Consider the following 26,974-nt stretch of genomic DNA (forward strand, 5'->3'; position numbering starts at 1 on the left):
ATTCCTGTGGGAGCTGTCGAGCCCCAGCGAGGCTGCGAAGGGGCCGGCATTGCTGGCATTTTCTGCGCCTGACCCACCGCTTTCGCAGCCTCGCTGAAGCTCGACAGCTCCCACATTTGATCTCCATGGCTGCCGAAATATTAGCCATAGCTCAGATTCCTGTGGGAGCTCCAGGCCTCGTGGTTCTGGCCTGGCTTATGTATCGAGACGTTTGTGGCGTCACGCGCAGCTCAAGACGCCAATGCGTTTCACCAAGCAGGAACCTGATGTGCGTCCCTGCTATCTGAAAGCCCGCCTGCGCTTACACACAAAGATCAAAGACATACCTGACAGCCACGCAAGCGTTTCCGTGAATGCAGTGCGAGGCGGTTTTAAGCGGTTACATACGCTTGAATCCGCCTGATTGAAATGGCCCAGAAGGCCGCTGCAGCCTGCGATGCGACCCGTCAGTTCAGGCTCCGGCGGGCGCCTGTTTATCCATCAGAGAGGTAACACGATGTCTTCAGTCACCGGTTTCAACCCCCATTTGTCGGCATATCAAGCACTAGCAACCCGCATCGATAATGACCAGCCACGCCACAACCCGCTGGACCACACCGCAGGCGACGACGCCGAAGTCTTCGACCCCAATACGCAAAGCTGGCAACCCACCCAGGCAGCGGGTAAAGGCCAATATGCCCCACTCGGTGATCCTTACCGCGAGGCGATAGATTTCGAAATCAAGGCCGACGACATGGGCGGATGGCAGCGAGCGTAATACCAACGAGCTGCCACGATGATCGGCAAGAGAGGAACCGAGCGCCTTTCATGCCCCACAGACGGAGGTGGTCAGTTTTGCCGATCATCTGTTAATCACTTTGAGGAAATGATTATGCACGCTTCTCTGAATACTCCGCCCGTACAAGCGCCGCAGGCACTTGGAGCACTACGCTTGCCTCCAGAGCCGGGAACTCCACACAGCACACCAATGCGCTTTACGGTGAAACTCGAAGACTATCGTGACGCAATGAAAATCTTCAATGATCTGGCCCAATCAAAAGTCATCCGTACCCGACTAGAGTCCGATACTTTTGAAATGAGTGATTACGGCGGTGGCGTTGGCTTGTACAACACGCTCGCATTCCAGTTGCAGCCCAACCCAAAAGAAAATGGACACGAAAGCGAAAGCCTCAATAGTCCCGCCCTGCGGTTGCGGTTTGCTGATTTTCAGCGAGAGTTCCAGGAAAAGCTCAGCGAAGCAGGTATCCGCAACTACGCACCTGAAGCGTAAAGCCGCACTGGGTCTGTCACCAACTCCCCGACGCGCCACCACCGCCACTGGAACCGCCACCCCCTGATGAGCTGCTGCTGGAACTTGAGCTGGAACGGCTGGAGCTTGAACCAGACCCGCCCGAACCGGAGCCCGACTCGGCGATGCTCTGCACAAAAATAATAAACGCCACAACGGTGGCCAGCGGTATCGCCACCAGCCAGCCCTGGTAACCGTGCCCGAACAACATGCCCGCCGCGACGTAAATAACCACCACCGCCAGCGCACGCAGGATAAAAAAGCGCGGGCGCTTTTTCCAGGAGGCCTTGATGATCAGGAACAAGCCAAAATACAGGCCCAGCACCAGCGCCACGCCCAGCGGCCACGCCAGCCAATGAACATAGCTGACCGCCACAAACCGATTGGCCACCACCACTGCGAGAATGTAGGCCAGCAGCCCCATCACGCAATAAAACGCGGTGCGCGCCAGCCACAACGCGCCGAAGATAGCGCCGCCCACCAGCATGGTCAGGGGCAGCACCAGCAGGTACACAGCCCATTCGTGGCCACCGGCAAACACCACCAGCGCTACCGTGCCCACCGCCGTGGTAATCAACGCGCCGCGCCAACCCAGCTTGCGCGCGGCGATCAGCACGCCGCCGACAGCGCCGAGGATAAACGCTAGCAATACCGCGAACGCCTGCAGCGCCCCCTCTGGCGCGGCGACCGCGGGCAGGTCACCGCCGTCCACCAGCAGCACCAGGGCATTCACGCCCGCAGAGACACCACCTGGGTAATCCCCTTGGCGAAACGCCGGCGTGATGTGCTCTTCAATGATTCGATGCGCCAATAGATCGGTGACGGTGCCCTCCAGGCCATACCCCACCTCAATGCGCACCTTGCGATCACCTTTGGCCACCACCAGCAGAATACCGTCGTCGACGTCCTTGCGCCCCAGCTTCCAGGCGCGGAACAGTTGATTAGCGTAGTCCTCGATGCTGGCCTCGCCCGTGGTGGGCACCAGCAACACCGCAACCTGTGCGCCTTTGCGCTGTTCAAGCTCGGCGAGCTGGCTTTTGAGCCGCTCGGTGGTGCCGCTGTCGAGCGTGCCGGTAAGGTCGATCACCCGCTGGTCGAGGGCGACCCCGAGGGGCGAAGTGTCAGCCTGGGCGGTCATCAACAGACCGGCGCACATCGCGATCAACAGACTCAAAGCCACTTGCCGGGACCAACGCAGCATATTTGTTACCTGAAGTTTCTTCCTGAAGCCGTGGACTGTAACCTATCCGCGCTATAACACGTGACCCCACGCGCTTGACTATTTAAACTGTCGCAATTATGGCAATGAGCCACCACTTCAGGAACCCCATGGATTTACGTCACCGCAATAACATTACCGTGATGGGAAACGGGGCCTGCACCCTGGTGTTTTCCCACGGTTTCGGCTGCAACCAAGCCATGTGGAATGCCCTGGCGCCGCAATTCCTGGAACGTTTCCGCGTGGTGCTGTATGACTTGGTGGGCGCCGGTCTCTCCGACCTCGGTGCCTTCGACAAGGCCAAATACGCCACCCTGGACGGATACGCCCGTGACTTGAACGAGATCATCGAGGCCTATGCCGAAGGCCCGTTGATCCTGGTCGGCCACTCGGTCAGCGCGATGATCGGCGCCCTCTCCGACCGCATGGCGCCGGGGCGTATCGCCGCCCATGTGATGATCGGCCCGTCGCCGCGCTACATCGATGCGGACGGCTACGTGGGTGGCTTCCAGCGCGGCGATATCGACGACCTGCTCGACACCCTCGACAGCAACTACCTGGGCTGGTCCAGCAGCATGGCCCCGGTGATCATGGGTGCGCCCGACCAACCGGCGCTGAGCGAAGAGCTCACCCAGAGTTTCTGCCGCACCGAGCCGGACATCGCCAAGCATTTCGCACGCGTAACCTTCTTGTCGGACAACCGCCAGGACGTGATCGGCCTGACCACGCCCGTGCTGATCCTGCAATCGAGCGACGACCTGATCGCCCCCGTGGCCGTGGGTGAATACCTGCACAGCGTGTTGCCCAACAGCACGTATTGCCTGGTGGACAACGTCGGCCACTGCCCGCACATGAGCGCACCGCAGGCCTGTGCCGCAGCCATGCAGCGCTTCCTGGCACCCTGGGCGGCCGCGCGTGCCGGCTGAGGTGTTTGATAGCGCCGCCTGCGCCTTGGCCGTCACCGCGCAGGATGGCACCCTCCTCAAAGTCAACGCGCGCTTCAGCGAATGGCTGGGGTTCAGCACGGCCGAACTGTGCGGCAAGCGCTTCCAGGATCTGCTGACCATGGGCGGGCGCATCTTCCACCAGACCCACCTGGCGCCGATGCTGCGCATGCACGGCAGCATTACCGAGGTCAAACTCGACATGCTGCACCGTGACGGTCACAAGCTGACCGTGCTGCTCAACGGCAACCAGCGCGAACAGGCCGACGCCGTGGTGTATGACCTGGCACTGTTCGGCACCACCGACCGCGACAAGTACGAGCGCGAGCTGCTCAACGCGAGGCACCTGGCCGAAGCGCTGTTGCAGGAAAAAACCGCCACCGAACTGGCCCTCAAGCAGGCCCAGGCCGAACTGAACGAGGCCTACGCCATCGCCCAGCGCCGCGCGCTGTTTGCCGAGCAGATGATGGCGATCGTCAGCCATGACTTGAAAAACCCGCTGACGGCGATTCGCATGGCCTCGGGCTTTCTCCGCCGCGGCCAACGCTCGGCCAAGGAACAGCAACTGCTGGGGCACATCGGCCAGTCGTCCGAACGCGCCCAACGCATGATCGCCGACCTGCTGGACTTCACCCAGGCACGGGTGGGCCAAGGCATCAGCATCAAAGTGGCGCCGCTGGACTTGCATGCGGTCATCCACCGCGCCGTGGACGAACTGCGCGTAGCCTTCCCCAAAGCGATCCTCGAACATCGCGCCGAAGGCCACGGCGATGCCTGCCTGGACGGCGACCGCGTGCAGCAGATCATCGGCAACCTGGTGGCCAACAGCGTGGCCTATGGCGACCTGCAGCGGCCGATTACCGTGACGTCGCGGCTGGGCGACGGCGCTGTTGAGATCAGCGTGCACAACCATGGCCAGGCAATCCCCGAAGCGCTGCTGGCCGGGCTGTTCGAACCCATGACCCGTGGCACCGCCCAGGGCAGCGATGTGCGCAGCGTGGGCCTGGGCCTGTATATCGTGCGCGAACTGGCCAAGGTGCATGGCGGCGATGTGGCGGTGACGTCCTGGGCCAGTGAGGGCACTACGTTTACCGTGACGTTTCAGAACCCATAGGCGCTACCTTGCATCACCGGCTCGACACTGCCGGTCAATACGACCCCACCCTCGCCTGCCCACTGCACCGTGACCGTGCCGCCATCGCACTGCACCCGCACCGTGGCATCCAGCAAGCCACGCCGGATGCCATTGACCACCGCCGCGCAGCAACATGAACCGCTGCCCAACGGCACACCGCCGCCACGCTCCCAGATGCGCAGACGGATATGCCCTCGATCGAGCACCTGTACGAAATGCACATTGGTCTTCGCCGGAAACAACGGATGGACCTCCAGCGCAGGACCCAAGGCCGCCACATCGACAGCCGCGATGTCCTCTACGAAAAACGTACAGTGCGGATTGCCCATGCCGCACGCCGCCGGGTCGCCTTCGATCGGCAAGGTGCGCGTATCCAGCGCTTCGGCCAACGGCACCGCCGCCCAGTCCAGAGACGGCTCGCCCATGTTCACCGACACTTGCCGGCCCGGTGCACGCACGCAGGTGAGCAAACCGCGAGCGGTGCGCAGCACGACTGAATCGGCGCCGGCTTCATGCATCAGGCGATCGGCGACTCCGCGCGTGGCGCTGCCGCAGGTTTGCAGTGGCGTGCCGTCGGCGTTCCAGAACCGGATACGCGCGGCGGCATCCTCGCAGTCGAGCACCACGGCCAGTTGGTTGAAGCCAATCCCGGTGTGGCGATTGCCCAGTTGGCGGACGATTTGCGCGGTGATGGGATCGTGCTGGCCACGACGATCGATGATGATGAAGTCATCGCCATGGGCGTGCATCTTTACGAATGGCAGAGGCATGAGCAGTTGTCCTGTGGGTGGCGTGTCATCCGGACCGTTTTCAGTAATAGTTGGGCAGCGCCATTGGTTGAGAAGGTCCGGCCCGTTCGGCGCTTTCCAGCCGGATCCCGAATCGCTCAGCCAGCGCTTTGCGGCCCGTGGAGGTCAATGCAAGCGCCCGACTGTCGAGGTCCTGGATCACCCAGCCGCGGCGGATGACGGCGTGCAGAACAGCCGCGCCGAGCGCGCCGGCAAGATGCGGGCGCCGCATGCTCCAGTCCAGGCACGAACAGGCGAAACGACGTCGCTGCGCCCTGACTTTGTCTGTGTCGATACCGAGTTCAGCCATGGCTGTTTCGCCGGTCACCGTCAGTGTGTAGGCACCCTCCCCGGCAACGGTCGGTGCCAACCAACCCGACACCATGAAATGGTCGTGAAGCCGCACCGCCAAGGTACCTGCCATGTGGTCATAACAGGTACGCGCGAACTGCAACCGGGTGGGCGTTGCGCACACAAAGCGTGAGTCCACGTTCTGGCCGATGACCATCAGCGCCTCGATAGCCTGGGCCACTTGCGCGTCCGCCAGGCTGTAGTAGCGATGGCGGCCCTGCGTATGCAGCCTGATCAACCCATCCTCTTTGAGCCTTGCCAGGTGGGCGCTGGCCGTGGAGGCACTGACCTCGGCGATCACGGCCATTTCGGTACTGGTGCGGGCGTGACCGTCCATCAGCGAACAGAGCATTTTCGTTCTTGCAGGTTCGGCGATGGCGCCGGCTACCCGAGAAACTGCGCTGTCGTTACCGAGGGCATCCATATTTCGCTCCTGAGCGAATCATCGGGTTCAAAGGTGTTCGATAGTAGCGGTTCTTCGTGGACAGGACCTACGCAATGACGCCTTTTGAAGCGGTTACACAGACTGATCCCTACGTTTATTACGCGGGTCTCAGGCAGCAGAACGGTCTGCTATTCGATACGTCTCTGCGCTTATGGATTGCGAGCAGTGCCAACGCAGTCGAAGCCGTGCTGAGGCATCCCGACTGCCGGGTACGCCCCTTGAACGAGCCTGTGCCAGCGGCCATTGCGCAAAGCGCCGCAGGCAGGGTTTTCGGCCGGTTGATGCGTATGAACGAGGGCGCGCGGCACCTGTGCCCGAGAATGGCGATCGAACCGGCCCTGGCGGCCGTCGACCCGCAAGGCCTTGCAGACACTGTGTCACGCGTGGTCGAGGGCCTCGATAATCCGGGCGATAACCTTGATGAGTTGATGTTCACGTTACCGGCGTGCGTCATTGCATCGGTGATCGGCGTCCCGCCCCGCCAGCTACGTGAGGTTGCCAAGCTGACCCGGGATTTCGTCGCCTGCCTGTCGCCGCTGAGCGACGACGTTCAGCTCGGCAAGGCCAATGGCGCGGCCACTCGGCTCAGCCAGGTATTCAGTGAGCTGCTCAATAACGAGGCTGAAGGGAGCTGCTTGTTGAGCGCGCTGCGCAACAGCGGTGAAACCCGTGCCTGGGAAGATCGCGATGCGTTGATCGCTAACCTGATCGGCCTGTTGTCACAGACCTGCGAGGCCACCGCCGGCCTGATCGGCAATAGCCTGGTTGCGCTCCAGCGTCAGCCTGACCTGCTGGAAACCCTGCGAGCCGCGCCAATGCTGGCTGCGGAGTTAGTGGCAGAGGTGGCGCTACCTGCCCTCCCTGAATGGGCGCATCCCGCAGTTCGAGCAGGACCGGCGCACCCAACCCTGATCGCCGCCATTGTTCAAGCATGACCAAACACGCCACAATCCCAGCGCTGCGTTGACACTGCCACCTGCCCAGACTCAATTGAACACTCACCCGGAGTGCCCCATGCTCATTGTCTTCAGCGGCCTGCCCGGCACCGGCAAAACCACGATTGCTCGAGCACTGGCACAGCAGATCAGCGCCGTTTACCTGCGTATCGACCTGATCGAACAGGCCATTCGCGATGCCGGCGTGCTGGCGGGCGATGTGGGTACCAGCGGCTACGGCGTGGCGAATGCGTTGGCGCTGAGTAACCTGCGCTTGGGCCATACGGTGGTCGCCGATTGCGTGAACCCGGTCAGGGAGAGCCGCGAAGCGTGGAAGCGCGTGGCTGCCACGGCAGGCGTGGCGTTGCTGGATGTCCAGGTGATTTGCTCGGACCGGCAGGTACATCAACGGCGGGTCGAAAGCCGCGCAGGCGATATTCCCGGCCTGGTTCCGCCCACGTGGCCATCCGTTCTGGCGCATGAGTACGAGGAATGGGATGAGGTGCCGGTCATGCTCGATACCGCCCTGCTCACACCGGACCAGGCTGTCGCACTAATCCTGAAGAACCTCATATTGGTATAGAAAGAAATCTCTGTGGCGAGCGGGCTTGCCCTAATGCCGATCAGTTAAGCGAACGCAATGCTTAAAGCAACGAAGATCAAATGTGGGAGCGGGCTTGCTCGCGAAGACGTCGGCACAGCAAACATTGATGTTGACTGACCCACCGCTTTCGCGAGCAAGCCCGCTCCCACAGGGGATTGCGCTTAACTGACTGGCATTGGGGCAAGCCCGCTCGCCACAGAAGCCCGCTCGCCACAAGAAGCGCGTTCTTCAAAAAAGCACCGCGTGTCTCAGAGCACACTCCCCATCGCCTTCATCAACACCAGGTCGCGCGCATAAATATCCGGCGCATACACCAAGCCTCCCTGACGATCGACCTCCACCGTCCAGTAACCCAACAACACCGGCACCGGGGTCGCCAGCCTGAACTCGTGGGTCACGCCTGTGGCCAGCAGTTCATCGGTACGTGCGCGTTCGGCCGGGCTCACCAGCAGATCCCTTAATAACAAGGGCTGCTCGACCCGCACACAGCCCGAGCTGAACGCCCGTGGCCCTTTGGTGAACAGCGGCTGGCTCGGCGTATCGTGCAGATACACCGAATACGGGTTGGGGAAACGCATTACGATTTTGCCCAGCGGGTTGCGCGGGCCGGCCTCCTGGCGCAGCAGGATATTGCCGGGATGCGCCCAGTCGATCAGTTCGGGCGCCAGCGGCTGGCCTTCGGCGTCGAGCACTTGCAGGTTTTGCTGGCGCAGGTATTCGGGGTTCAGACGGATGGCCGGCAGCTTATCCTCGCGCATGATGGTGGGCGGGATGGTCCAGGTCGGGTTGAGGGTCAGCCGCGTGATGCGCGACTTGAGCAGCGGTGTCTGGCGTTCCGCGCGCCCCACTTGCAGACGGGTTTGCCACACGGGGATGCCGCTCTGGTAGACGCTCAGCTGGGCGGCGGCCACGTTGACCAGCACGCCTTCGGGCTCCAGGTCCTGGGCCAGCCAACGGAAGCGTTCAAGGTTGATACGCAGTTGCTCGCGGCGGATCGACGGGCTGATGTTGAGTTCGGCCACGGTGCCGGCGCCAATCACGCCGTCGGCCTGCAGCGAGTGGCTGAGCTGGAAGGCCTTGACCGCCTTGACCAGTTCGTCGCGGTATTGCTGGCCGCTGGGCGCCTCGACGAGGTAGCCACCGTTGACCAGGCGCTGTGCCAGTTCCGGCACGCGTGGGTCTTCCATGCCGGGGCGCAACAGCGGGCCGCTGGCGACCGGGCCCCAATGCGGCAACGGTTGCTGGCGCACACTGGAATAGGCGTTGCGCAGGCTGCGGTACAAATCGGCACTGGGCCTTGCCTGGTCGAATGCCTGGGCCATGTCCTGCAGGCCCAACGCGGCGAAGACCAGCACCTCGGTGTCGGGGTCGCGCTCCGGCGGCCGGGAATGCCACAGCGGCTCGAAGCGCGACTGCTGCAGGCGTCCGTAATGCAAGTCGTGCAGGGCTTGCAGGTAGCGCTGGCTGATGTCGATATCGCTGCACAGCACATTGGCCGCGGCATCCACGGCGGGCAGGCTATAGTGGGTGGGGTCCAGGCCGTCGTCGGCAAGCATCAGCAACTGGGATTGCAGGGCTTGGCGGCGTTCATCGGCAGGCCACAGCGGCGCATTACCCTGCTGTTGGTAGAAAACTTGCAGGCGCAATTGGCCGGCGACGTCGATCTGCGGCGCCAGGCCGGGGCAGACACTGGGCAGTTGCGCCAGGGCCTGTTGCACCGGGGCCAGGTCCACCGGCGCAGGCATGGCAACCGGCAACGGCTCTGCCGGCAGCGCTTCGGCTGTGGCGACCAATGGTGCAACGAGCAGGCAAATGCTCAAGTAACATGCGTGTTTTTTGAACAAGACTTGCTCCAATCCACAGTGGGGGGTTGTACTGTAGATGCTGACTTTCATGTGCCGGGTCACGATGTCCGCCCTGGGCCTGTTCACCCTGAGCCTGGCTATGTTGAGCAATTCTGCGCTCGCCGCCAATGGCACCCCTCCTTCCTTGTATAGCAGCCTGGCGCGATCGGCTCCAGAACTCAATCCCACGGTGCTCAAAAGCGCACTGAATGCGGTGCAATGCGCGGTCAACAATGGCGAAGAACGCTCCGAGCGCCTGGCCGTGATTGATTATTCCCAGCCTTCGACCGCCCGTCGCCTGTGGATTTTCGACCTGCGCAAGAAAACCCTGGTCCTGCGTGACCTGGTGGCCCATGGCGCAAAATCCGGAGAAAACTTCGCCACCGAGTTTTCCAATCTCGAAGGCAGCCACCAATCCAGCCTGGGCCTGTTCCGCACCCAGGAAAGTTACCTGGGCACCCACGGTTACTCGCTGCGCATGGACGGCCTGGAACCGGGCTTCAACGACCTGGCCCGCGACCGCGCGATTGTGATCCACGCCGCCGATTACGTAAGCCCGCTGTGGAGCAAACGCGAAGGCCGCATCGGCCGCAGCCAGGGTTGCCCGGCCGTGCGCCCGCAAGTCGCGCGCCAAGTGGTGGACAAGCTCAAGGATGGGCAGTTCATGTTCTCGTGGTACCCGGACCAGCGCTGGCTGAAGTCGTCGACCTACCTCAATTGCAAACCCCAGCAGGTGGCAAGTAGTCGTACAATCCGTGGCGGTTAGCCTGTCTTCATCGATAAAAGAGAGCGTCGAATGCTTCTACACACGTCCACCTGGATTGAGATCGGTCAGTTCCTGGAGCGCAGCCGCACGGTGGTGATCCCCATCGGCTCCAACGAACAGCACGGCCCCACCGGCCTGTTGGGCACCGACTGGATGTGCCCGGAAATCATCGCCCATGAGGCGCAGAAGAACGCCGACATCCTGATCGGTCCGACCTTCAATATCGGCATGGCCCAGCACCACTTGGGCTTTCCCGGCACCATTTCCCTGCGCCCTTCCACCTTTATCGCCGCCATTGGTGATTGGGTGCGCTCGCTGGCCGGGCATGGTTTCGACAAGATCCTGTTTCTGAACGGCCATGGCGGCAATATCGCCACCATCGAAGCGGCATTCTCCGAGCTGTACGCCGAAGCGAGCTTCGCCCGCCGCCCGGCCGGGTTTGCGCTGAAACTGGTGAATTGGTGGGACCTGGAAGGCGTGACCGACCTGGCCCAGCGCCAATTCCCGGTCGGCCATGGCAGCCATGCCACCCCGTCTGAGATCGCGGTGACGCAGTGGGCGTACCCGGATTCGATCAAGACCGCCGACTACTCGCCGCGAATCGCCAATACCGGGCCGATCCGTGAAGCGATGGACTTTCGCGCACGGTTTCCGGATGGGCGTATGGGGTCCGATCCGGCGTTGGCGACGGTGGAGAAAGGTGGAGAGTTGGTGGCGCTGGCGGCGCAAGGCCTGATCAAAACGGTTAACAACTTCAGCAACGAAGCAAAACCCTGAGCCTTACACCCATCCAAAATGTGGGAGCGGGCTTGCTCGCGAAGGCGGTGTGTCAGTTAGCTCATTCGGGTCTGACACTCCGTATTCGCGAGCAAGCCCGCTCCCACATTTGGGGCTATGCGGCGTCGGCAGCTATATGCATTCCTGCGCAGCAAGCTCCAACCGCGACGGCTTGATCGCCGAGGCCAACGGCTTGCGCTCATACAGGAACACCTTGCCGCCCTCCTGGGACTTGTAGGCTTCCAGTACATCATCGGCGGCAAACTTGCTGGTCAACAGCACTTTGGCGTGACGCGAGTTCTGCGTCACAGTGGAGGTGATGCCATGCTTTTCCAGCTTGGGCAGCACACATTTGACATAGGCCTCGGGGTCCTTGGTGGTCTGCAGGGTCAGCGTCGGAGCGTTAGGGGCGGACACACATCCCGCCAGCAACAGGGAAGCAAAGGCCAAGCCCGGGGCGAAAAAAGCGCGCATGAAAAATTCCTGACTATAAAAAAATAAAAGTTCACATCAACCCGCACGTTGCCCAGCGTGAAGCAGTGCCTTGAGCGACGCATCGAACTGCTTCAAGGCGTCGAGCTGCACATCCCGCTGCTGCTCGATCTGCGCGGCAACTTCCGGCGCGGCCTTGTCATGCACCCATACCGACGGCACCCGCTTGTGCACCGCGCCCTCGGCCTTGGCGATGTACTGCAGGTTCGCGTCGTAGAACCGCGCAATAAACCGCGCTTCGACCTGATCGTTACGCTGGGTCAGCAGTTGGTTATGGGTATCGAGCATCACCACCACGTCGGGGCGAGCCTGCACCAGGGTGTCCAGGTTGTCGTACACGGTGACCGACAAAAAAGTGCCTTGCAGCGAGCTCATCAACCAATCAATGGCCAGCTCCGGGTCGGAGCTATTGACGAACGCCTGGCGGATGCGCCCGTCGAGGGCATCCTTGGCGCCATTCAAGGCCATGTCGTGGTAGCGTTCAAGGTAGCTGAGGTTGTCGCGGGTATTATCGCTCAACAATACACCCACCGATTGCGCGCGCTGCAGAGAGTTTACGCTACCGACGATAGGTAGCAAATGGCCTGTACGCAGATCATCGGCGATCGCCGCGTTGTTGATCACAGCGGTGCCCAGCATCACCATCATTAAAGCCAGCTGAATAAACGTCCTCATCGCGCATTTCCTTGAAAGCGTCTCGATGGGGCGATTTTGCGCTTTTGCTGCAAAAACAGAACTTGCGATCCGTGATGGTGACTATTATCTGAACCGATAGTGCACCTATAAAACCTATAAGGACCACGCCATGAAGCCCCACCAGAAAACCTTCGACCGCATCCGCGAAGCCGTCCTGCCGGAATTTCGTGAGCGGGTCGCCGATTATCTGGCCGACTATGAAGGCGTGCTGCAAGACACCGCCGTTGACGCCACCCGGTTCCAGGCCAGCGCCCAGCAGTTGCGCGGTTACCTGCGTGGCTTGAATACCACGCGGGTGCTGGGCATGGCGGATTGGGAAGACCTGGACCGGCGCGTCGCGCAAATGGCCCAAAGCCCTACAGCGCAGGGCGTTGCAGGTTGACCCACGCCTGCACGGACGGTCGCTGCCACTGGTGTTGCGCGTAAACCACCAGTTCGGCCGGCACCTGGTCGCCATTGAGAATCAGGCGGTTGAGCATCACCGCCAGGTCCACGTCGACAATCGACCATTCGCCGAACAGGTAAGCCGCATTATCCGCCAACAGCGTCTGCGCTGCGCTGATCAACTTGGTGGCTGCCGCTTCGGCCACGGGTGACAACGGCGGCATTTTCTGCCCGTAGAACACCACCAGCGTCGAGCGCTCCTGGCGGATCGGCAGCAAATCGCTGCGCAGCCACGCCTGCACCTGCCGCGCCCTCGCCCGCTGCCTGGGATCGGCCGGGTACACCGGCGTCTGCGGGTAAACCTCTTCCAGATACTCGGTAATCGCCGACGACTCCGACAACGCAAAGTCACCGTCCACCAGCGTCGGCACACGCCGGGTCAGGGACAGTTGGGCAAAGTCAGCCGCCTGCTGCTGCGCGGCGTCCAGGTCCAGGGTGAGTGTGTCGAAAGCCAGGCCTTTTTCCCGCAGGGTGACGAACACCGACAGGGCGTAGGGGCTGGTGTACAACGAATCAACGTAGAGGCGCAGCGGGCGATGGCTCATGGACGATCTCCTTGGATGAAGCGCTACGCTACGAGATCAAGTTCGATAATGACAAATGCATTGTTTTTATAGGGGCATTCCTGGTGGGAATAGAGGGCGACAGTTACAACATCGAGCTCACACGGATGCAGGGCTGGCCCCGTCGCGATACTGAGCACTGGCAGAAGATCGCGGCCTGAGCGATAAAACGGCAGGGCAAGGTCTACGATTCCGCCCGCTTTAGTTTTTTCAATATCGCAATACAAATACAGGCATCTTGAAAAGCGGTACCTACTGAGGAAAAAATAGTAGTTCTACTTTGATATCTTTGATAATCCTCCCGCAATAGTTGCGAAATTGAAACCGACTCTCGGTGATAACTGCCTGCTTCACTGATCGCCGCCCCTCGATCCTCTACCACCAGTAGCGACCGTGGAACCAGTTCAAGCGGAAATTCGCGAGAAGTCAGCGTGTGTTTTCCTATCGCATTCACATGGACGCCTTCCATAACATCACGAGCGGCAAACAGTGGCTCCGCGCATGTGGTAGCGGTGCAAACAATGTCCGCATTTTCAACCGCCGAGCGGACATCCTCGCAGCCTTGGAATACTATGCCGCGCGCAAACTGATCGACAGCACGGACGATGAAGCGCTCCACATGGTGCTGGTTGCGAGAATGCACAGCCACACTCTTAATATCCCTCACACATAAGACCGCATTCAGAGCGGCCATCGCTTGAGCCCCGGTGCCAATGACAGCAAGCTTTGCTGACGGCTCACGTGCAAGTAGATCAGTAGCGAGCCCCGCAGTTGCGCCGGTCCGCAAAGAGGTAATTGCGCCAGCATCAAATTGAGCCATTATCTGACCAGTAAAACCCTCCTGAACCACTACCACACCGTTAATAGACTTGCACCCTTTATTCATATTGCAAGCATGATGAGAAATTACCTTCACAATGAAAAAATTATCGTATTTGGAATAGTACGGCATCACACCAAACGTTGCTTTATTCTCATCGTCTCTGATCAAGGTACGAGGTGGACAACCCTCTAACTTGTCGTAACAAGCATAACCGGCACGCAAGGCCTCAATAGACTCCTTCATGCTAATCACACCCTGTATGGCTGGCTCATCCAAAATAAGCATATTGACCTCTTGGCAATCGCTACCTATACGAGATTAATTAAAAAGCTGCGCTCACAAGTTAAAAACACTTCACCGGAATCTTTAAGCCCCTTTGTCCTTACGCTCACAATGCCTTGCCCTGGGCGACTTTGAGAGCGGCGCTTCGCTATCACCTCACTTTCGGCGTAGATCGTGTCTCCTACGAATACCGGACTTAAAAGGCGCACCTTATCCCAGCCAAGATTTGCGATACCTTTTGCACTGGTACTTGCCAAGCTCATCCCACCAACGATCGAAAATGTAACGAGGCTCGATACCAGAACAACGCCAAATTCCGTATCCCTTGCAAAGTTTGAATCGATATGCAAAGGGTGATTATTCATGCTGACCAGAGACATCCATATATTATCAGCCTCAGTAATTGTGCGACCGGGTCTATGTTCATAAATCTCACCCACCTCAAAATCATTAAAACTGAGCCCATGATCCTCTCGATAACGTCCAGGTGAAAGCTCAACCAACCTGCTTAGTGCCTTATAAGGCATATCCTGAATACTCATAGAGCTTTCTTCCTATCTTTACTTACAATCAACTGTTGAGTGGCAAGCAATTTTTTCGCCAAAATTTCAAAAGGTGGTCCGATCATTTCTCCGTCTATAGAGGTGACCGCCGTGGGCAATTCAGACGAACTCAGTGACGCAATAATAGCTTTGGCTTTTTCCAATTCTATTTGAGTCGGGGAAAATAGTTCATTAATCAAATTGACTTGTGAAGGATGTATTGCAATTTTCCCCGAGTAGCCGAGCTCTCTAGCTGATTCAATCTCATCTCTCAACTGTGACTCACTCATCAAAGTAAAGCACGGTGTATCTATAACCTTCACCCCCGCACTCAATGCAGCAAGAGCCATCTCGCACTTAACTTGCATCAATGCCGACCTGGAAAGACGAAAGGCGATTTCAGACGACAGATCAGCGCCACCTAAAATCAAGCCGCATATATCTACGGAACCATTAATGATAGCGTCAATTCTGCGCAAGCCCTTTAGCGTTTCAACAACTCCAAATATTTTAGTACACGCCCCAGTAACGGACATTAACTCGCCAAGTATGCGTAACTCACCGGACGACTCCACCTTCGGAATGACCAGATACTTCGGAACAATATTGTTGTCCATGAGAAATACCAAATCCCTGATACCCTCTGGTTTGGAGAGAGCATTCACTCTGATGGCCAGTTCACATCGGCTCCACATTGTTTTCTCTAACGTTAACAGTCTTGCACGCGCCAACTGTTTCTTGTGCCCAGGTATGGAGTCCTCCAAATCCAATAGTGTTATGTCTGCTGCTGACCGGGCAATTTTTTCTTTCAAACCTTCCTTTAAGGCTGGTATACACAACCAACTTCTAGCCAGCATATCCATAAAAACTCCTTTTTATTGATAGTAAAATCGCCACTGCCGCTCCCAGCCCGCCTAAACCAAAAGCCAGCCAAGCAACGCCGTGCATTCCAACGGGAATAACCAGTGACGCCAAAGTTCCGAGTAACAGGGCTACTAACTGCTGTAAAAAACTGAACAGCATCATCGACTCAATACCCGGGTAATTTTTTACCGCCATGGATGCGACACAGGGATACATCATTGCCTGAGCATACCAAACCGCAAGATATGCCATGACGACAAAGTGTTGCTTCACATACGCCAATATTGTCAATAAAAATATTAAGGCCGCTAAAATCATCACGCTGGAACCCACTACCGATAGCGCATTAAGACTAATCGACTTCAATGCTATTCTTACAGACAGCGTTCCGAGAAAGTAAGCAAGCCCCAACCAGGTTCCGAACATCCCATACTCCGAACTCCCCCAACCCATAAGCATTTCAAAGACATAAACACCCACGCCTTGAAACACGACAAACACCCCGTACCCGCAACCGCCTAATATCACGGGCAGATAAAAATGGCGCTTGCGTATTATAAATGCATACTTTTTGCTGTTAGTGCGCTGCCGTTCACAGGTATCAAGGCCGCACAGCGTATTTTTTACACTCAACACAAGGAAAATCGTAGTGACCGAACCGAAAGCCATAATAAAAGAAATGACTTCCCAGCGACCGAACGAAACCACATGTCCGCCGGCGACTTGCCCCATGATCAATGCAAAAACAAATGAGTAGGACAATAATGTTAAATGCTTCGCCAAGCGCGCACCCGAGAAAATTTCAGATAATAGCGCCCGTCCTATCAAGGCAGCACCCCCTGCGCCAAAGCCTTGCAGTAGCCTGGAGAGATAGAAACCTGTATCGTAGCGTGCCAATATCGACATTAGACTTGCGCTCAAAAAAATACAGCAGAATGCCAAAAGCACGGTCGAACGACCAAATGCACGAATAACACGAACCGCGAAGGTGAGTGGAACTACTGCACCGCCTAAATACATCAGCAGGGAGTTATATCCTTCGACCTCACTCATATTAAGCGCGCCGACAATAGCCGGCATGACAGGCAAATAGAGTGTAACGCCCAACTGCGCCATCATCGTTGTACTGCAGGCTAACCCTAACATCCTTGCGTCTGACTGCACTTTCCGTTCTCCAGCGCCATTTGAGGGGGAGTGAATAGCTAGAATACCGATCTCACGGCAGCACAGAACCTCACCAGATCAGCTTCCTCTAGATTCGCTCTCAACATGATTCGCAAGCCAGGCATGCTTTTGGGCACAACCGGATAAAATAACGGAGAGGTATAGAACCCCTGGCTCATCAAGTTTGCCGCTGCTGAAATCGCGTGACCTTCGTCAACCATTGGAATCAGCCGTATCGGTAAGCCGTCCCCGACCGCAGCAGTGGGAATAAGCTCATCAAAATTTTTTATATTTCCAGCCAGTCTTTTTTGTAAAATATTTATTTCATCAGTTGCATGTATCTGAGCGGAAGCCAATATTGCTCCGAGGCCCGCTGTATTGATCCGCTGAGACCATGAAAGCGGACCACCGAATCGCAGCAGGCTTGAACGCTTAATCGTATTATCAAAAAATATGGCGCCGCCGGAGCCCCCAAAGCCTTTATTCAATGATGTAACAATCATCGTCTGGGCATTCAACCCACCCATTGTTTCAAGGACCACGCCCCGTCCATTTCGGCCTCTGATCGACAGTCCGTGGGCTTCGTCATACAAAACAAACAAGCCATATCTGTCTTGCAGCGCCGTCAATTCCTTTATTTTTGCAATCCCTCCGGTGCTATAGACACCATCCGCCACATAGGCGACTCGCGAGTTTTTCCTGCAACATTCCTCTAGGAAGTCCAGATCATTGTGAGGGGCAGTGACAACCTGTGTTTCATCTGCGCACACCGGCTTCATTAAACTCAAGCAAAAATGTGCAGCACGATCAAACACCATCAAAGGCGATTTACCCTCGGTAAAGAAACCCGCCGCCAACAGGGGTAGCACAGCAGACGCAGCTGACGCACATGACGATGTCGTCAGCACGTTAAGGGAGAACAAATCAGACAGGGAAGACTCTACCTCTTCCAGCAATGGCAGCTTGATTCTAACTCTGGACGTAGAAGAGTTCAGCACGCCGGTATTTCTCAGTGCTGCCATGCTTCCTTCTACTATTTTTGGATTTGAATCCAGACCCAGGTATGAGTAAGAGCACATATTAATAAACTCTTTCTCGGATGACGCCATTAATCCATTACCCAGGTGTTTAGCGATAATCCCACTCATACCAGCTTCTTCGGTGCGATCCCAAAAGGGATCTCCCGCTGCAGAAATCTTTTGTATATTTGAATAACTGTTCATACACCTACCTATCCATGTTGAGAATGACAAGTCAGTAGGAATACTTAAACAGGCAAAAAAAATTTACAAGCAGGTAGAATATGGGATTAAGGCCAAAACTTCGTAGGCAAATTCCTCAATTTATAATGAGTGCATTCAACGGGATGCACAGATATGCCTAGGACATTCAAAGCGACACTTGGTCATTCCCGAGGCGCTTGAATAAGCGCCCCGTTACACGGCTATCCCGCAAATCCGCCTTGGTCCAAAAACGCCTGCTCTTGCTCAGTGGTCATCCTGCCCAACACCGCATTGCGATGGGGGAAACGCCCGAACCGCTGGATACTCTCGGCATGTTGCCTGGCCCAGCGGTAGGTGTTGGCGTCCAGTGGCTGGTTGAGAACCAGGGAGCGCTGCTGATCGGCCGGGTCTTCCGAATGTTCGAACGGCAGATAGCAGAACGCACGCAATGACGGCTCGATCTGCTGATCCAGGCCGGCGTCGAGCATGCGCTGGGCGTAAAGCCGTGCCAGTGGGTCGGTGGCGAACATATGGGCGGTGCCACGAAATGCATTGCGCGGGTATTGGTCGAGCAGGATCAGCAACGCCAGCGCCCCTTGCGCCGAGTCCAGCCAGCTTTCCAACTCACGCCGGGCGGCTTGCAGATGGGCGATGTGGAAGGCGTCGCGGAACGTGGCGTCGAAGGCTGCGTTCTTGGCGAACCAGCGTTTGGGGCCGGCTTGTTTCCAAAAGTCGATGACGGCGTGTGGGGTAGTCATGGTCAGGGCCTGCGCAGACGATTTGGTCTGACCGTATCAGAATCCAGGGCACGGCGAGGATCAAATGTGGGAGCTGGCTTGCCTGCGATAGCATCACTGTGGTTTTACAGATGGACCGAGTGTCCGCATCGCAGCATAGCTATCTACACAACCTTCAAAGGCTGGCAAGTTTCCCTGTGGCGAGCGGGCTTGTCCCGCGTTGGGCTGCGAAGCAGCCCTAAAATCAGGCTCTGCGGAATGTCTGATATACCGCATTCTCCTTACTGGGGTTGCTTCGCAGCCCAACGCGGGCGGTGCGACGATTCGACAAGCCCGCTCGCCACAACAGCCCGTTCTCTGGGGCTTCAGCGTCAAGATACCTATGCGCCTCGCAGGCAAGCCAGCTCCCACATTGATTTGTGTCTTGCTTTAGAAATCGACGGTGGCCGACAGCTTGACTGTACGCGGCTCCCCCTGGGTCAGGTAGTTGTTGGCCGTCGACGCCGACGCCCAATACGCCTTGTTCGCCACGTTCTCCACGTTGGCGCGCAAGGTGATGTACTTGTCGTCAGCCTTGAAGCCATAGCGCGCGCCGAGGTCGACGCGGGTCCAGGCGGGGATGCTCAGGGTGTTGCTGGCGTTGACGTATTCGCCACCGGTGCGCAACAGTCGCGCGTTGACGGCGGCGCCCTGCAGGCCGGGAATGTCCCAATCGGCGCCGACGTTGTACTGGAAGCGCGGCACGCCGGCGGCGCGGTTGCCGTCACTCAGACCGTTGGAGGTATTGTTCAACTCGGTGTTCATCCAGGTCGCACCGGCCAGCAGGCGCAGGCCGTCAAGCGGTTCGCCGAAGAGGTTCAGCTCCACGCCCTTGTTGATTTGCTCACCGTCGACGCTGAAGGTGCTGGTGCCATTGGCATTGGTGTTGGTGGCGCTGCTCGGCTGCTCGATGCGGTAGACGCCCAGGGTCGCGCCAAAGGTATCCCAATCCATCTTGACCCCCGCCTCCGTCTGTTTGCTGCGGTTAGGCGCAAACACCTCGCCGGGGTTGGTGACGTTGGTCAACGGCGCAGTCGGCCCCTGGGCCAACCCTTCGATACGGTTGGCATAGAACGACACGTGCTGCCACGGCTTGACCACCAGCCCATACACCGGCGTGGTGATGGTCTCGGCATAGTTGGCATTGCGCACCCCGGAGGTGGTGTTCCAGCCATCCACTTCGATGGTCTGGCGCCGCACGCCGAGTGTCAGCAACACGCGGTCATCGATAAAGCCCAGGGTGTCGGACACAGCGGCGCTTTTGATGCGGTTCTTGCCTACGATGCGCGGGTCATGGATATCGCCGCCGAAGTAAGTGACCGAAGGACGCGGAATCTGCACCGGGTTGTACAGATTGCCCGGCTGACGATTGGCCTGGGTGATCGCTTCAAACGCCGAACGCTGCTCCCCCCAGATGCCGGACAAACCGACGTTGACTTGGTGGGTCACCGGTCCGGTATTGAAGTGCCCGTTCAGGCCGGCCATGGCGCTCTTGTTGTCTTCGTCATGGGGCGAGTACAAAAAGCCCACGCGGCCACTGCCATCGTTGCCCACGTACAGCGACGAATACTGGCCATTCTCCCGCGTGTGCTTGGCGCCGCCGCCTACGTAGGCGGTCCAGCTTTCATTCAAGTCGTACTCGGCGTTGAACATGCCGTAGGTGTCTTCCAACTCGGACCAACTCCAGTCCTGGGCGTAGTTGTGCCTGGCCGATGGCGCCTTCGGCACCTTGCTGCCATTGGGATACACCACGGAACGGCCATTGTTGATGCGCTCTTTCTGGTAGCCGAAATCGGTGGACACGCGCAGGCGATCACCCCGGTAATCCAGGGCGACCGCCACCAGTTGCGAGCTGTTGAATTCGTCTTCGATGGCCGTGTCGCCGCCATGCCTGGCCAGGTTGACGCGCGCGCCGAAGCGGTTGTCTTCACCGAACCGCTGGCCCAGGTCGAGGTGGCCGCCGCGCTGGCCATCGGTGGTGGTGTCGAGGGTGATGCTGCGGGTGGGTGTGTCTTCGGCGCGCTTGGGCACCAGGTTGACGCTGCCGCCAATGCCGCTGCCCGCCGGCGACACGCCGTTGACGAACGCATTGGGGCCTTTGAACAATTCGACCCGTTCCAATGCTTCGGTGGTGATGATCTGCCGTGGCAGTACGCCGTACAGGCCGTTGAAGGCAATGTCATCGGTATTCAGCGGCAGCCCGCGAATGGTAAATACCTGGGAAAAATTGCCGAAGCCTGACGACTGGCGCACCGACGCGTCATTGAGCAGCACATCCCCTACGGTGCGCGCCTGCTGGTCAGCGATGGTCTTGGCGGTGTAGCTGACCACACTGAACGGCACGTCGTTGATCGAGCGATTGCCCAGCACGCCCATACGCGCCGAACGCGCGACCTGGCCACCGGCATAGGTATCCGCCTGCGCGCCGCTGTCGCCGCTGATGGTGGTCGCGCCCAGTTGCAGCGCATCGCCCGTTGCTTCGGGCACCAGGGTGTAACCGTTCGCACCGGTGCTTTGCAGCGTATAACCGCTGCCTTGCAGCAAATGCATGAAGCCTGACTGCGCGGTGAAGCTGCCCTGCAAACCGGCGCTTTGCTGGCCGTTGAGCAGCGTGGAATCAAATGAAAGCGGCACGCCGGACATCGCCGCGAACTGCGCCAGCACATTGCCCAACGGCCCCGGCGCAATGCTGTAGCTGCGCGCCGCGCTGGCCGACCCCGCGTCCGCCGCCACGGCGCTGTGCAACGGTGCGATGGCCGCAAGGGCGATGGCCAGGCTCAAGGCCTTCAAAGGGCGGATGGGGTGGGGTGTGAAGGTCATGGGCATTCCTGTCGGCGCGGTGCGATGTTGAGGGTTCTCCCCTTACACCGGGCGACAACGAAAAAGGTATCAGCAACGCTCGACAATAATCTCAGCGCGGCTCGAGGGTCACCCAGTAACCGGTCAAGCTGCTGACCTTGACCGGCAAGGTGTCCTGCAGCAGGCGCAGGCTGGCGTCGGTGTCGCGCAGGGGAAACGCCCCGGACACGGTCAGCCCGGCCACACTGGCGTGGCAACGCAGCACGCCGTGACGGTAACGCCCCAGCTCATCGAGCAGATCGGCCAGACGCATGTGCTGGGCCAGCAGCATGCCGTTTTCCCAGGTCGTCGCACTGATATTCAATGGCTGCACCGCTGCCATGGCATCGCTGCCAAATGCACTTTGTTCACCGGCCTTGAGCACCCGCCCACCGCCGGCGTGCTGCGGCACCATCTCCACCGCGCCTTCGAGCACCGCGACGCGGCTGTTCTGCTCGTCCACCCGTACGCTGAAATGTGTGCCCAGGGCGCGGGCGGTGCCGTGGCGGGTCTGCACGATAAACGGGCGATGGGTCGGTGCGGGGTCCTTGGCGGTGGTGACCATCACTTCGCCCTGCAACAGGTCGATGCGTCGCACCTGATCAGTGAAGGCAATATTCAGCGAGCTGGCGGTGTTGACCAGCAGGTGCGTGCCGTCGGGCAAGGTGACGTTGCGTTGCTCGCCCACTGCGGTGTGCTGGTCGGCGGTCCATGGCTGCCACGGTTTTTGCCGGTACGCCAGCCAGCTCGCCGGCCCCGCCAGCAGCAACAGCCCGAGCGCTTGCCGCCGGCCCAGGGATTTTTTGCGGCCGATGCGCTTGAGGGTATCGCCGGCAATCGCGGCCGGCACGCTGTCGAAATCCTCCAGGATCGCCTGCGCGCGTTGCCAGGCCAGGGCGTGCTGGGCGCTGCGGCCCTGCCATTGGGCGATGGAGCGGCGGTCGTCGTCGGTGGCGCTGCCGGATTGCAGCTGCACCATCCAATCAGCGGCTTCGCCGAGAATCTGCGGGTCGATGGACGGGCTCATGCCACGCTCAGGCACGCAAGGAATGCATCGCGCATGTAGCGTTTGACCGAGACCAGCGACACCGCGAGCTCATCGGCGATCTGTTGGTAGGTGAGGCCATCGATCTGCGACATCAGAAAGGCTTGGCGGGTTTTCGCCGGCAAGTCGCGCAGCATGGCTTCGATGCGGTACAGCGCTTCGAGGATCAGCCAGCGGGTTTCCGGCGACGGCACCTCCTGCTCGGGCAGGTGCGCGATGGCCTCCAGGTAGGCGCGCTCGACTTCCTGGCGGCGCCAGCTGTCGATCATCAAGCCCTTGGCGATATGGGTAAGCAACGCGCGCGGCTCGCTGCCGAAACCGGCGCCGTTCTGGCGGGTGAGCAAGCGCATGAACGTATCGTGGGCCAGGTCGGCCGCATCGCTGGCATTGCCCAACTTGCGGTCGAGCCAGCGGTACAACCACCCGTGGTGTTCGCAGTACAAATCCTGGATAGGCCGATTGAGGGAGGACGACATGCAAATCACCGGCGCGGTGGCCAAGGAGTAATTAAGAATTGATCGCATTCTAATCCGAGCAACGAATCGCGGCAACGCGCAAATTAATGTTATAGGATAACGCCCCACTTCCACCCTGCCCTGTGAAACTCGCCCATGACTGACGCTGTTCCCTTGCGCCAACGCCTGCTTTCCATCGACGCCCTGCGCGGCCTGGTGATCCTGTTCATGCTGCTGGACCACGTGCGTGAGACCTTCCTGCTGCACCGCCAGGTCAGCGACCCTATGAACATCGACAGCACCGAGCCGGCGCTGTTTATCAGCCGTACCCTCGCCCACCTGTGCGCGCCGGTGTTTGTGTTGCTCACAGGTTTGTCGGCCTGGCTGTACGGGCAGAAATACCAGGGCCGGCGCGATGTGTCGGCGTTCCTGTTCAAGCGCGGGCTGTTCCTGGTGGTGCTGGAATTTACCCTGGTCAACTTCGCCTGGACCTTCCAGTTGCCGCCCAGCGTGATCTACCTGCAGGTGATCTGGGCGATCGGCGTGAGCATGATCGCCCTCGCCGCGCTGGTATGGCTGCCGCGTCCACTGTTGATCGGCGTGGCGCTGGTGATCATTGGCGGGCATAACCTGCTGGATGGGCTGCACGTGGGCGCGGGGTCGGCGTTGCAGGTGCCGTGGTCGATCCTGCATGAGCGCAGTTGGATCGAGGCGGGCGACGCCCTGCGCCTGCGCGTGACCTACCCGGTGTTGCCGTGGATCGGCGTGATCGCCCTGGGCTACGGCCTTGGCCCGTGGTTCGCCAATAGCCTGGAACCGGCGTTGCGCCAGCGTTACCTGTTGCTCGGTGGCGTGGGCGCGTTGGTGGGGTTTGTGCTGTTGCGGGCGGTCAACGGGTATGGCGAGAAACCGTGGCAGGCATATGCCGACGGCGCGCAGACGTTAATGAGCTTTTTTAACGTGACCAAGTACCCGCCTTCGCTGTTGTTCCTGGCGTTGACCTTGGGCATTGGCTTGCTGCTGTTGCTGGCGTTTGAACGGGCCGGGCACAAGCGCTGGATTGGCATCTTGGCCACGTTCGGCGCGGCGCCGATGTTCTTTTACCTGCTGCATTTGTATGTGCTGAAAATGCTCTACGTCGCCTGTGTGGCGCTGTTTGGCCTCAATCACGGCAACTATTTCGGCTTCGACTCCATCGGCGCCATTTGGCTGGTGTCGCTGTTGTTGCCCTTGGCGCTTTACCTGCCGGTGCGCTGGTTTGCCGGGCTCAAGGCACGGCGCCGCGACCTGGCCTGGCTCAAATACCTGTAAAACTGGGTGGCTTTTCTGTGGGAGCTGGCTTCTACACTTAGATTGAGTCAGGCCAGTTCTGCCCGCAGTTGCCGCGCTGCCGTCACCATGTGGATCAACGCCGCTTCCGTCTCCGGCCAACCCCGTGTCTTCAACCCGCAATCGGGGTTCACCCACAACCGCTCGGCGGGTATCCGTTTGGACGCCTTGCGCAGCAGATTGGCCATTTCCGAGGCCTGCGGCACCCGCGGCGAATGAATATCATAGACCCCCGGCCCGATGTCATTCGGGTAAGCGAAGGCTTCAAACGCTTCAAGCAACTCCATGTCCGAACGTGACGTCTCGATAGTGATCACGTCGGCATCCATGGCCGCGAGGGACTCGATCACATCGTTGAATTCGCTGTAGCACATGTGGGTGTGGATCTGGGTTTCGTCCCGCACGCCCGAGGCGCACAGGCGGAACACGTCGGTGGCCCAGTCGAGGTAAGGCTGCCACTGCGCCTGGCGCAACGGCAGGCCTTCGCGGAAGGCGGCTTCGTCGATCTGCACGATCTTGATGCCGGCGGCTTCCAGGTCCACCACTTCGTCACGGATCGCCAGGGCGAGCTGACGGGCCTGCGTCTCACGGCTCACGTCTTCGCGGGGGAACGACCACATCAGCATGGTCACGGGGCCGGTCAGCATGCCTTTCATGACTTTATCGGTGAGGCCCTGGGCGTAGCGGATCCACTCTACCGTCATGGCTTTGGGGCGGCTCAGGTCGCCGAAGATCACCGCCGGTTTCACGCAACGCGAACCGTAGCTCTGCACCCAGCCAAAACGGGTGAACGCATAACCGTCCAACTGTTCGGCAAAGTACTCGACCATGTCATTGCGTTCGGCTTCGCCGTGCACCAGCACATCCAGGCCGAGGTTTTCCTGCACCTCAACGGCATGCTTGATCTCGCTGTGCATGGCTTCGACGTATTCGGCTTCGCTCAACCGGCCGGCTTTGTAGGACTGACGCGCCAGGCGGATCGCGGCGGTCTGCGGAAACGAACCGATGGTAGTAGTCGGAAACAACGGCAGGTTGAGGCCGGCCCGTTGCTTTGCGATGCGTTGGGCAAACGGCGACTGGCGCTGGCTGTCCTTGGCGGTAATGGCCGCGACACGGGCCTGCACCGCAGGTTTGTGGATACGCGGCGAAGCGGCACGGGCAGTTTGTACGGCGCGGCTTTGCGCCAAGGCGGCGAGTACGTCAGGCGCTTGCGGCGCGTTCACCGCTTGCGCCAGCACGGCGACTTCAGCGCACTTCTGTACGGCAAACGCCAGCCAGCCTTTGAGCTCGGCATCCAGTGCGTCTTCACGGCCCAAATCCACCGGGCTGTGCAGCAAGGAACAGGATGGCGCCACCCACAGGCGGTCGCCCAGTTTCTCATGGGCATGCTGCAAGGTCGCCAGGGCGTTTTCCAGGTCGCAACGCCATACGTTACGGCCGTTGACCACGCCCAGGGACAGTACCTTATAGGCTGGCAGGCGGTCGAGGATCGTGGGGTACTGGTCCGGCGCACGTACAAGATCGATGTGCAGGCCATCCACCGGCAGGTTGGCGGCCAGGCCCAGGTTCTCTTCCAGGCCGCCGAAGTACGTGGCCAGCAGCTTTTTCAGCGGGTCGCGCTGGATCTGGTTGTAGGCACGCTCAAAGGCGTTTTTCCAGTCTTGAGGCAGGTCCAGTACCAGGATGGGCTCGTCGATCTGCACCCATTCCACGCCCAGTTCCGCCAGGCGCTGGAAGATCTGGCCGTACAGCGGCAACAAGCGGTCAAGCAGGTCGAGCTTGTCGAAGTCGCCGCCCTTGGCCTTGCCCAGCCACAGGTAAGTCAGCGGGCCGATCACCACGGGCTTGACCGCGTGGCCCAGGTCACGGGCTTCCTGCACTTCTTCGAACAACTGATCCCAACCCAGGTGGAAATGCTGGTCGGCGCGAAATTCAGGGACCAGGTAGTGGTAGTTGGTGTCGAACCACTTAGTCATTTCCTGAGCATGGGCACCGCCGCAGCAGCTGTCGCTGACGCCACGGGCCATGCCGAACAGCGTGTGCAGGGTGGCCTTGCCATCGGCCGGGCGGAAACGCTCCGGGATCACGCCGAACATTAATGAGTGGGTCAGCACCTGGTCGTACCAGGCAAAATCGCCGGCCGGCAGCAGCTCGATGCCAGCCTGTTTCTGCAGGTCCCAGTGGACCTTGCGCAAGTCACGGCCAACGGCGCGCAGGCCGGCTTCGTCGAGCTCGCCCTTCCAGAACGCTTCCTGCGCCTTTTTCAGTTCACGATCGCGTCCGATGCGCGGGAATCCGAGGGAATGAGCGACTGCCATGACTTACAACTCCAATCTTGATAT

Annotated in this window: 27 protein-coding genes and 1 pseudogene; 11 read left to right on the plus strand and 17 right to left on the minus strand. The window is 59.4% G+C overall.

Features of this window, described 5'->3' with window-relative positions; all coding sequences use genetic code 11:
- Positions 1-496 precede the first annotated feature (496 nt).
- On the plus strand, positions 497-757 hold the full coding sequence (locus ACLH0H_RS01110) for a hypothetical protein (RefSeq protein ID WP_411380640.1): 261 nt from the start codon (positions 497-499) through the stop codon (positions 755-757).
- A 114-nt stretch (positions 758-871) separates the two neighbouring features.
- On the plus strand, positions 872-1,270 hold the full coding sequence (locus tag ACLH0H_RS01115) for a hypothetical protein (protein WP_411380641.1): 399 nt from the start codon (positions 872-874) through the stop codon (positions 1,268-1,270).
- Between the two features lie 16 nt (positions 1,271-1,286).
- Here ACLH0H_RS01115 and ACLH0H_RS01120 read toward each other — a convergent pair whose 3' ends face one another.
- The gene (locus ACLH0H_RS01120) at positions 1,287-2,489 is read right to left on the minus strand and encodes a TPM domain-containing protein (protein WP_411380642.1); all 1,203 of its coding nucleotides are present in this window, start codon (positions 2,487-2,489) and stop codon (positions 1,287-1,289) included.
- Positions 2,490-2,617: 128 nt separating this feature from the next.
- On the opposite strand from ACLH0H_RS01120, the gene ACLH0H_RS01125 reads away from it, so the two are divergent.
- Both ACLH0H_RS01125 and ACLH0H_RS01130 read left to right on the plus strand, forming a co-directional pair.
- Positions 2,618-3,433 (plus strand): alpha/beta fold hydrolase, encoded by an 816-nt coding sequence (locus ACLH0H_RS01125; protein WP_411380643.1) that lies wholly within the window; start codon positions 2,618-2,620, stop codon positions 3,431-3,433.
- Complete coding sequence (locus ACLH0H_RS01130) at positions 3,423-4,565, plus strand: ATP-binding protein (RefSeq protein WP_411380644.1); 1,143 nt, start codon at positions 3,423-3,425, stop codon at positions 4,563-4,565. Before ACLH0H_RS01125 ends, ACLH0H_RS01130 begins: the two co-directional genes overlap by 11 nt.
- On the opposite strand, the gene dapF is transcribed toward ACLH0H_RS01130, so the two are convergent.
- Together dapF and ACLH0H_RS01140 are read right to left on the minus strand one after the other, a co-directional pair.
- Positions 4,553-5,356: a diaminopimelate epimerase gene (gene dapF / locus ACLH0H_RS01135; protein ID WP_411380645.1), complete on the minus strand. Its 804-nt coding sequence runs from the start codon at positions 5,354-5,356 to the stop codon at positions 4,553-4,555. The two genes, ACLH0H_RS01130 and dapF, sit on opposite strands and share 13 nt — an antisense overlap.
- Before the next feature lie 40 nt (positions 5,357-5,396).
- Positions 5,397-6,149: an ArsR/SmtB family transcription factor gene (locus ACLH0H_RS01140; RefSeq protein WP_411380646.1), complete on the minus strand. Its 753-nt coding sequence runs from the start codon at positions 6,147-6,149 to the stop codon at positions 5,397-5,399.
- Positions 6,150-6,223: 74 nt separating this feature from the next.
- Between ACLH0H_RS01140 and ACLH0H_RS01145 the strand changes: the two are divergent.
- Positions 6,224-7,018: pseudogene (locus ACLH0H_RS01145) on the plus strand (cytochrome P450); the annotation flags it as partial.
- Between the two features lie 166 nt (positions 7,019-7,184).
- Positions 7,185-7,688 carry an AAA family ATPase gene (locus ACLH0H_RS01150; RefSeq protein WP_411380647.1) on the plus strand — a complete coding sequence of 168 codons (504 nt, stop codon included), beginning with the start codon at positions 7,185-7,187 and terminating at the stop codon, positions 7,686-7,688.
- A gap of 269 nt (positions 7,689-7,957) precedes the next feature.
- On the opposite strand, the gene ACLH0H_RS01155 is transcribed toward ACLH0H_RS01150, so the two are convergent.
- Positions 7,958-9,553, minus strand: a complete 1,596-nt coding sequence (locus ACLH0H_RS01155; RefSeq protein WP_411380648.1) for a L,D-transpeptidase family protein — start codon at positions 9,551-9,553, stop codon at positions 7,958-7,960.
- 37 nt (positions 9,554-9,590) lie between these two features.
- Here ACLH0H_RS01155 and ACLH0H_RS01160 point away from each other — a divergent pair, with 37 nt between their 5' ends.
- Positions 9,591-10,319: a murein L,D-transpeptidase catalytic domain family protein gene (locus ACLH0H_RS01160; protein WP_411380649.1), complete on the plus strand. Its 729-nt coding sequence runs from the start codon at positions 9,591-9,593 to the stop codon at positions 10,317-10,319.
- Between the two features lie 30 nt (positions 10,320-10,349).
- The gene (locus ACLH0H_RS01165) at positions 10,350-11,096 is read left to right on the plus strand and encodes a creatininase family protein (protein WP_411380650.1); all 747 of its coding nucleotides are present in this window, start codon (positions 10,350-10,352) and stop codon (positions 11,094-11,096) included.
- 132 nt (positions 11,097-11,228) lie between these two features.
- Here the strand turns inward: ACLH0H_RS01165 and ACLH0H_RS01170 are convergent, their stop codons facing one another.
- Positions 11,229-11,570, minus strand: a complete 342-nt coding sequence (locus ACLH0H_RS01170; RefSeq protein WP_411380651.1) for a hypothetical protein — start codon at positions 11,568-11,570, stop codon at positions 11,229-11,231.
- Positions 11,571-11,606: 36 nt separating this feature from the next.
- A complete protein-coding gene (locus tag ACLH0H_RS01175) occupies positions 11,607-12,263 on the minus strand; it encodes an ATPase (protein ID WP_411380652.1) in 657 nt (218 codons plus the stop codon).
- Positions 12,264-12,393: 130 nt separating this feature from the next.
- On the opposite strand from ACLH0H_RS01175, the gene ACLH0H_RS01180 reads away from it, so the two are divergent.
- A complete protein-coding gene (locus ACLH0H_RS01180) occupies positions 12,394-12,666 on the plus strand; it encodes a hypothetical protein (RefSeq protein ID WP_411380653.1) in 273 nt (90 codons plus the stop codon).
- On the opposite strand, the gene yfcF is transcribed toward ACLH0H_RS01180, so the two are convergent.
- Positions 12,641-13,273 (minus strand): glutathione transferase, encoded by a 633-nt coding sequence (yfcF, locus tag ACLH0H_RS01185; RefSeq protein WP_411380654.1) that lies wholly within the window; start codon positions 13,271-13,273, stop codon positions 12,641-12,643. The genes ACLH0H_RS01180 and yfcF overlap by 26 nt on opposite strands.
- Before the next feature lie 11 nt (positions 13,274-13,284).
- On the opposite strand from yfcF, the gene ACLH0H_RS01190 reads away from it, so the two are divergent.
- Positions 13,285-13,452, plus strand: a complete 168-nt coding sequence (locus tag ACLH0H_RS01190; protein ID WP_411380655.1) for a hypothetical protein — start codon at positions 13,285-13,287, stop codon at positions 13,450-13,452.
- A 23-nt stretch (positions 13,453-13,475) separates the two neighbouring features.
- On the opposite strand, the gene ACLH0H_RS01195 is transcribed toward ACLH0H_RS01190, so the two are convergent.
- The 9 genes from ACLH0H_RS01195 to ACLH0H_RS01235 all read right to left on the minus strand — a co-directional run bounded on the left by ACLH0H_RS01195 (position 13,476) and on the right by ACLH0H_RS01235 (position 23,324).
- Positions 13,476-14,399 carry an ornithine cyclodeaminase family protein gene (locus tag ACLH0H_RS01195; protein ID WP_411380656.1) on the minus strand — a complete coding sequence of 308 codons (924 nt, stop codon included), beginning with the start codon at positions 14,397-14,399 and terminating at the stop codon, positions 13,476-13,478.
- Positions 14,400-14,422: 23 nt separating this feature from the next.
- Positions 14,423-14,938: a MaoC family dehydratase gene (locus tag ACLH0H_RS01200; protein WP_411380657.1), complete on the minus strand. Its 516-nt coding sequence runs from the start codon at positions 14,936-14,938 to the stop codon at positions 14,423-14,425.
- Positions 14,935-15,801, minus strand: a complete 867-nt coding sequence (locus ACLH0H_RS01205) for an HpcH/HpaI aldolase/citrate lyase family protein (RefSeq protein WP_411380658.1) — start codon at positions 15,799-15,801, stop codon at positions 14,935-14,937. Before ACLH0H_RS01205 ends, ACLH0H_RS01200 begins: the two co-directional genes overlap by 4 nt.
- Positions 15,785-16,921, minus strand: coding sequence for an MFS transporter (locus ACLH0H_RS01210; protein WP_411380659.1), 1,137 nt, complete (start codon positions 16,919-16,921; stop codon positions 15,785-15,787). Before ACLH0H_RS01210 ends, ACLH0H_RS01205 begins: the two co-directional genes overlap by 17 nt.
- 83 nt (positions 16,922-17,004) lie before the next feature.
- The gene (locus ACLH0H_RS01215; RefSeq protein WP_411380660.1) at positions 17,005-18,189 is read right to left on the minus strand and encodes an aminotransferase class I/II-fold pyridoxal phosphate-dependent enzyme; all 1,185 of its coding nucleotides are present in this window, start codon (positions 18,187-18,189) and stop codon (positions 17,005-17,007) included.
- A gap of 221 nt (positions 18,190-18,410) precedes the next feature.
- A complete protein-coding gene (locus ACLH0H_RS01220; protein ID WP_411380661.1) occupies positions 18,411-18,947 on the minus strand; it encodes a DUF924 family protein in 537 nt (178 codons plus the stop codon).
- A gap of 408 nt (positions 18,948-19,355) precedes the next feature.
- Positions 19,356-21,785: a TonB-dependent siderophore receptor gene (locus ACLH0H_RS01225; RefSeq protein ID WP_411380662.1), complete on the minus strand. Its 2,430-nt coding sequence runs from the start codon at positions 21,783-21,785 to the stop codon at positions 19,356-19,358.
- 91 nt (positions 21,786-21,876) lie between these two features.
- Positions 21,877-22,830, minus strand: coding sequence for a FecR domain-containing protein (locus tag ACLH0H_RS01230; RefSeq protein ID WP_411380663.1), 954 nt, complete (start codon positions 22,828-22,830; stop codon positions 21,877-21,879).
- Entirely contained in the window at positions 22,827-23,324 is a 498-nt protein-coding gene (locus ACLH0H_RS01235; RefSeq protein ID WP_411380664.1) for a sigma-70 family RNA polymerase sigma factor, read from the minus strand. Before ACLH0H_RS01235 ends, ACLH0H_RS01230 begins: the two co-directional genes overlap by 4 nt.
- Positions 23,325-23,459: 135 nt before the next feature.
- Here ACLH0H_RS01235 and ACLH0H_RS01240 point away from each other — a divergent pair, with 135 nt between their 5' ends.
- Positions 23,460-24,614, plus strand: a complete 1,155-nt coding sequence (locus tag ACLH0H_RS01240) for a DUF1624 domain-containing protein (RefSeq protein WP_411380665.1) — start codon at positions 23,460-23,462, stop codon at positions 24,612-24,614.
- Between the two features lie 47 nt (positions 24,615-24,661).
- Here ACLH0H_RS01240 and metE read toward each other — a convergent pair whose 3' ends face one another.
- Positions 24,662-26,950, minus strand: coding sequence for a 5-methyltetrahydropteroyltriglutamate--homocysteine S-methyltransferase (metE, locus tag ACLH0H_RS01245; RefSeq protein ID WP_411380666.1), 2,289 nt, complete (start codon positions 26,948-26,950; stop codon positions 24,662-24,664).
- Positions 26,951-26,974: the final 24 nt, after the last annotated feature.

Source organism: Pseudomonas sp. MPB26 (assembly GCF_046605355.1).
Taxonomy (GTDB): Bacteria; Pseudomonadota; Gammaproteobacteria; order Pseudomonadales; family Pseudomonadaceae; genus Aquipseudomonas; species Aquipseudomonas cedrina.

Bases quoted from the DNA above. Each gene is read 5' to 3' on its own strand.
- ACLH0H_RS01110 (WP_411380640.1), top strand. From the start codon at position 497: ATGTCTTCAGTCACCGGTTTCAACCCCCATTTGTCGGCATATCAAGCA.
- ACLH0H_RS01115 (WP_411380641.1), top strand. From the start codon at position 872: ATGCACGCTTCTCTGAATACTCCGCCCGTACAAGCGCCGCAGGCACTT.
- ACLH0H_RS01120 (WP_411380642.1), bottom strand. From the start codon at position 2,489: ATGCTGCGTTGGTCCCGGCAAGTGGCTTTGAGTCTGTTGATCGCGATG.
- ACLH0H_RS01125 (WP_411380643.1), top strand. From the start codon at position 2,618: ATGGATTTACGTCACCGCAATAACATTACCGTGATGGGAAACGGGGCC.
- dapF (WP_411380645.1), bottom strand. From the start codon at position 5,356: ATGCCTCTGCCATTCGTAAAGATGCACGCCCATGGCGATGACTTCATC.
- ACLH0H_RS01140 (WP_411380646.1), bottom strand. From the start codon at position 6,149: ATGGATGCCCTCGGTAACGACAGCGCAGTTTCTCGGGTAGCCGGCGCC.
- ACLH0H_RS01150 (WP_411380647.1), top strand. From the start codon at position 7,185: ATGCTCATTGTCTTCAGCGGCCTGCCCGGCACCGGCAAAACCACGATT.
- ACLH0H_RS01160 (WP_411380649.1), top strand. From the start codon at position 9,591: ATGCTGACTTTCATGTGCCGGGTCACGATGTCCGCCCTGGGCCTGTTC.
- ACLH0H_RS01165 (WP_411380650.1), top strand. From the start codon at position 10,350: ATGCTTCTACACACGTCCACCTGGATTGAGATCGGTCAGTTCCTGGAG.
- ACLH0H_RS01170 (WP_411380651.1), bottom strand. From the start codon at position 11,570: ATGCGCGCTTTTTTCGCCCCGGGCTTGGCCTTTGCTTCCCTGTTGCTG.
- ACLH0H_RS01175 (WP_411380652.1), bottom strand. From the start codon at position 12,263: ATGAGGACGTTTATTCAGCTGGCTTTAATGATGGTGATGCTGGGCACC.
- ACLH0H_RS01180 (WP_411380653.1), top strand. From the start codon at position 12,394: ATGAAGCCCCACCAGAAAACCTTCGACCGCATCCGCGAAGCCGTCCTG.
- yfcF (WP_411380654.1), bottom strand. From the start codon at position 13,273: ATGAGCCATCGCCCGCTGCGCCTCTACGTTGATTCGTTGTACACCAGC.
- ACLH0H_RS01195 (WP_411380656.1), bottom strand. From the start codon at position 14,399: ATGCTTATTTTGGATGAGCCAGCCATACAGGGTGTGATTAGCATGAAG.
- ACLH0H_RS01200 (WP_411380657.1), bottom strand. From the start codon at position 14,938: ATGAGTATTCAGGATATGCCTTATAAGGCACTAAGCAGGTTGGTTGAG.
- ACLH0H_RS01205 (WP_411380658.1), bottom strand. From the start codon at position 15,801: ATGGATATGCTGGCTAGAAGTTGGTTGTGTATACCAGCCTTAAAGGAA.
- ACLH0H_RS01210 (WP_411380659.1), bottom strand. From the start codon at position 16,921: ATGATGGCGCAGTTGGGCGTTACACTCTATTTGCCTGTCATGCCGGCT.
- ACLH0H_RS01215 (WP_411380660.1), bottom strand. From the start codon at position 18,189: ATGAACAGTTATTCAAATATACAAAAGATTTCTGCAGCGGGAGATCCC.
- ACLH0H_RS01220 (WP_411380661.1), bottom strand. From the start codon at position 18,947: ATGACTACCCCACACGCCGTCATCGACTTTTGGAAACAAGCCGGCCCC.
- ACLH0H_RS01225 (WP_411380662.1), bottom strand. From the start codon at position 21,785: ATGACCTTCACACCCCACCCCATCCGCCCTTTGAAGGCCTTGAGCCTG.
- ACLH0H_RS01230 (WP_411380663.1), bottom strand. From the start codon at position 22,830: ATGAGCCCGTCCATCGACCCGCAGATTCTCGGCGAAGCCGCTGATTGG.
- ACLH0H_RS01235 (WP_411380664.1), bottom strand. From the start codon at position 23,324: ATGTCGTCCTCCCTCAATCGGCCTATCCAGGATTTGTACTGCGAACAC.
- ACLH0H_RS01240 (WP_411380665.1), top strand. From the start codon at position 23,460: ATGACTGACGCTGTTCCCTTGCGCCAACGCCTGCTTTCCATCGACGCC.
- metE (WP_411380666.1), bottom strand. From the start codon at position 26,950: ATGGCAGTCGCTCATTCCCTCGGATTCCCGCGCATCGGACGCGATCGT.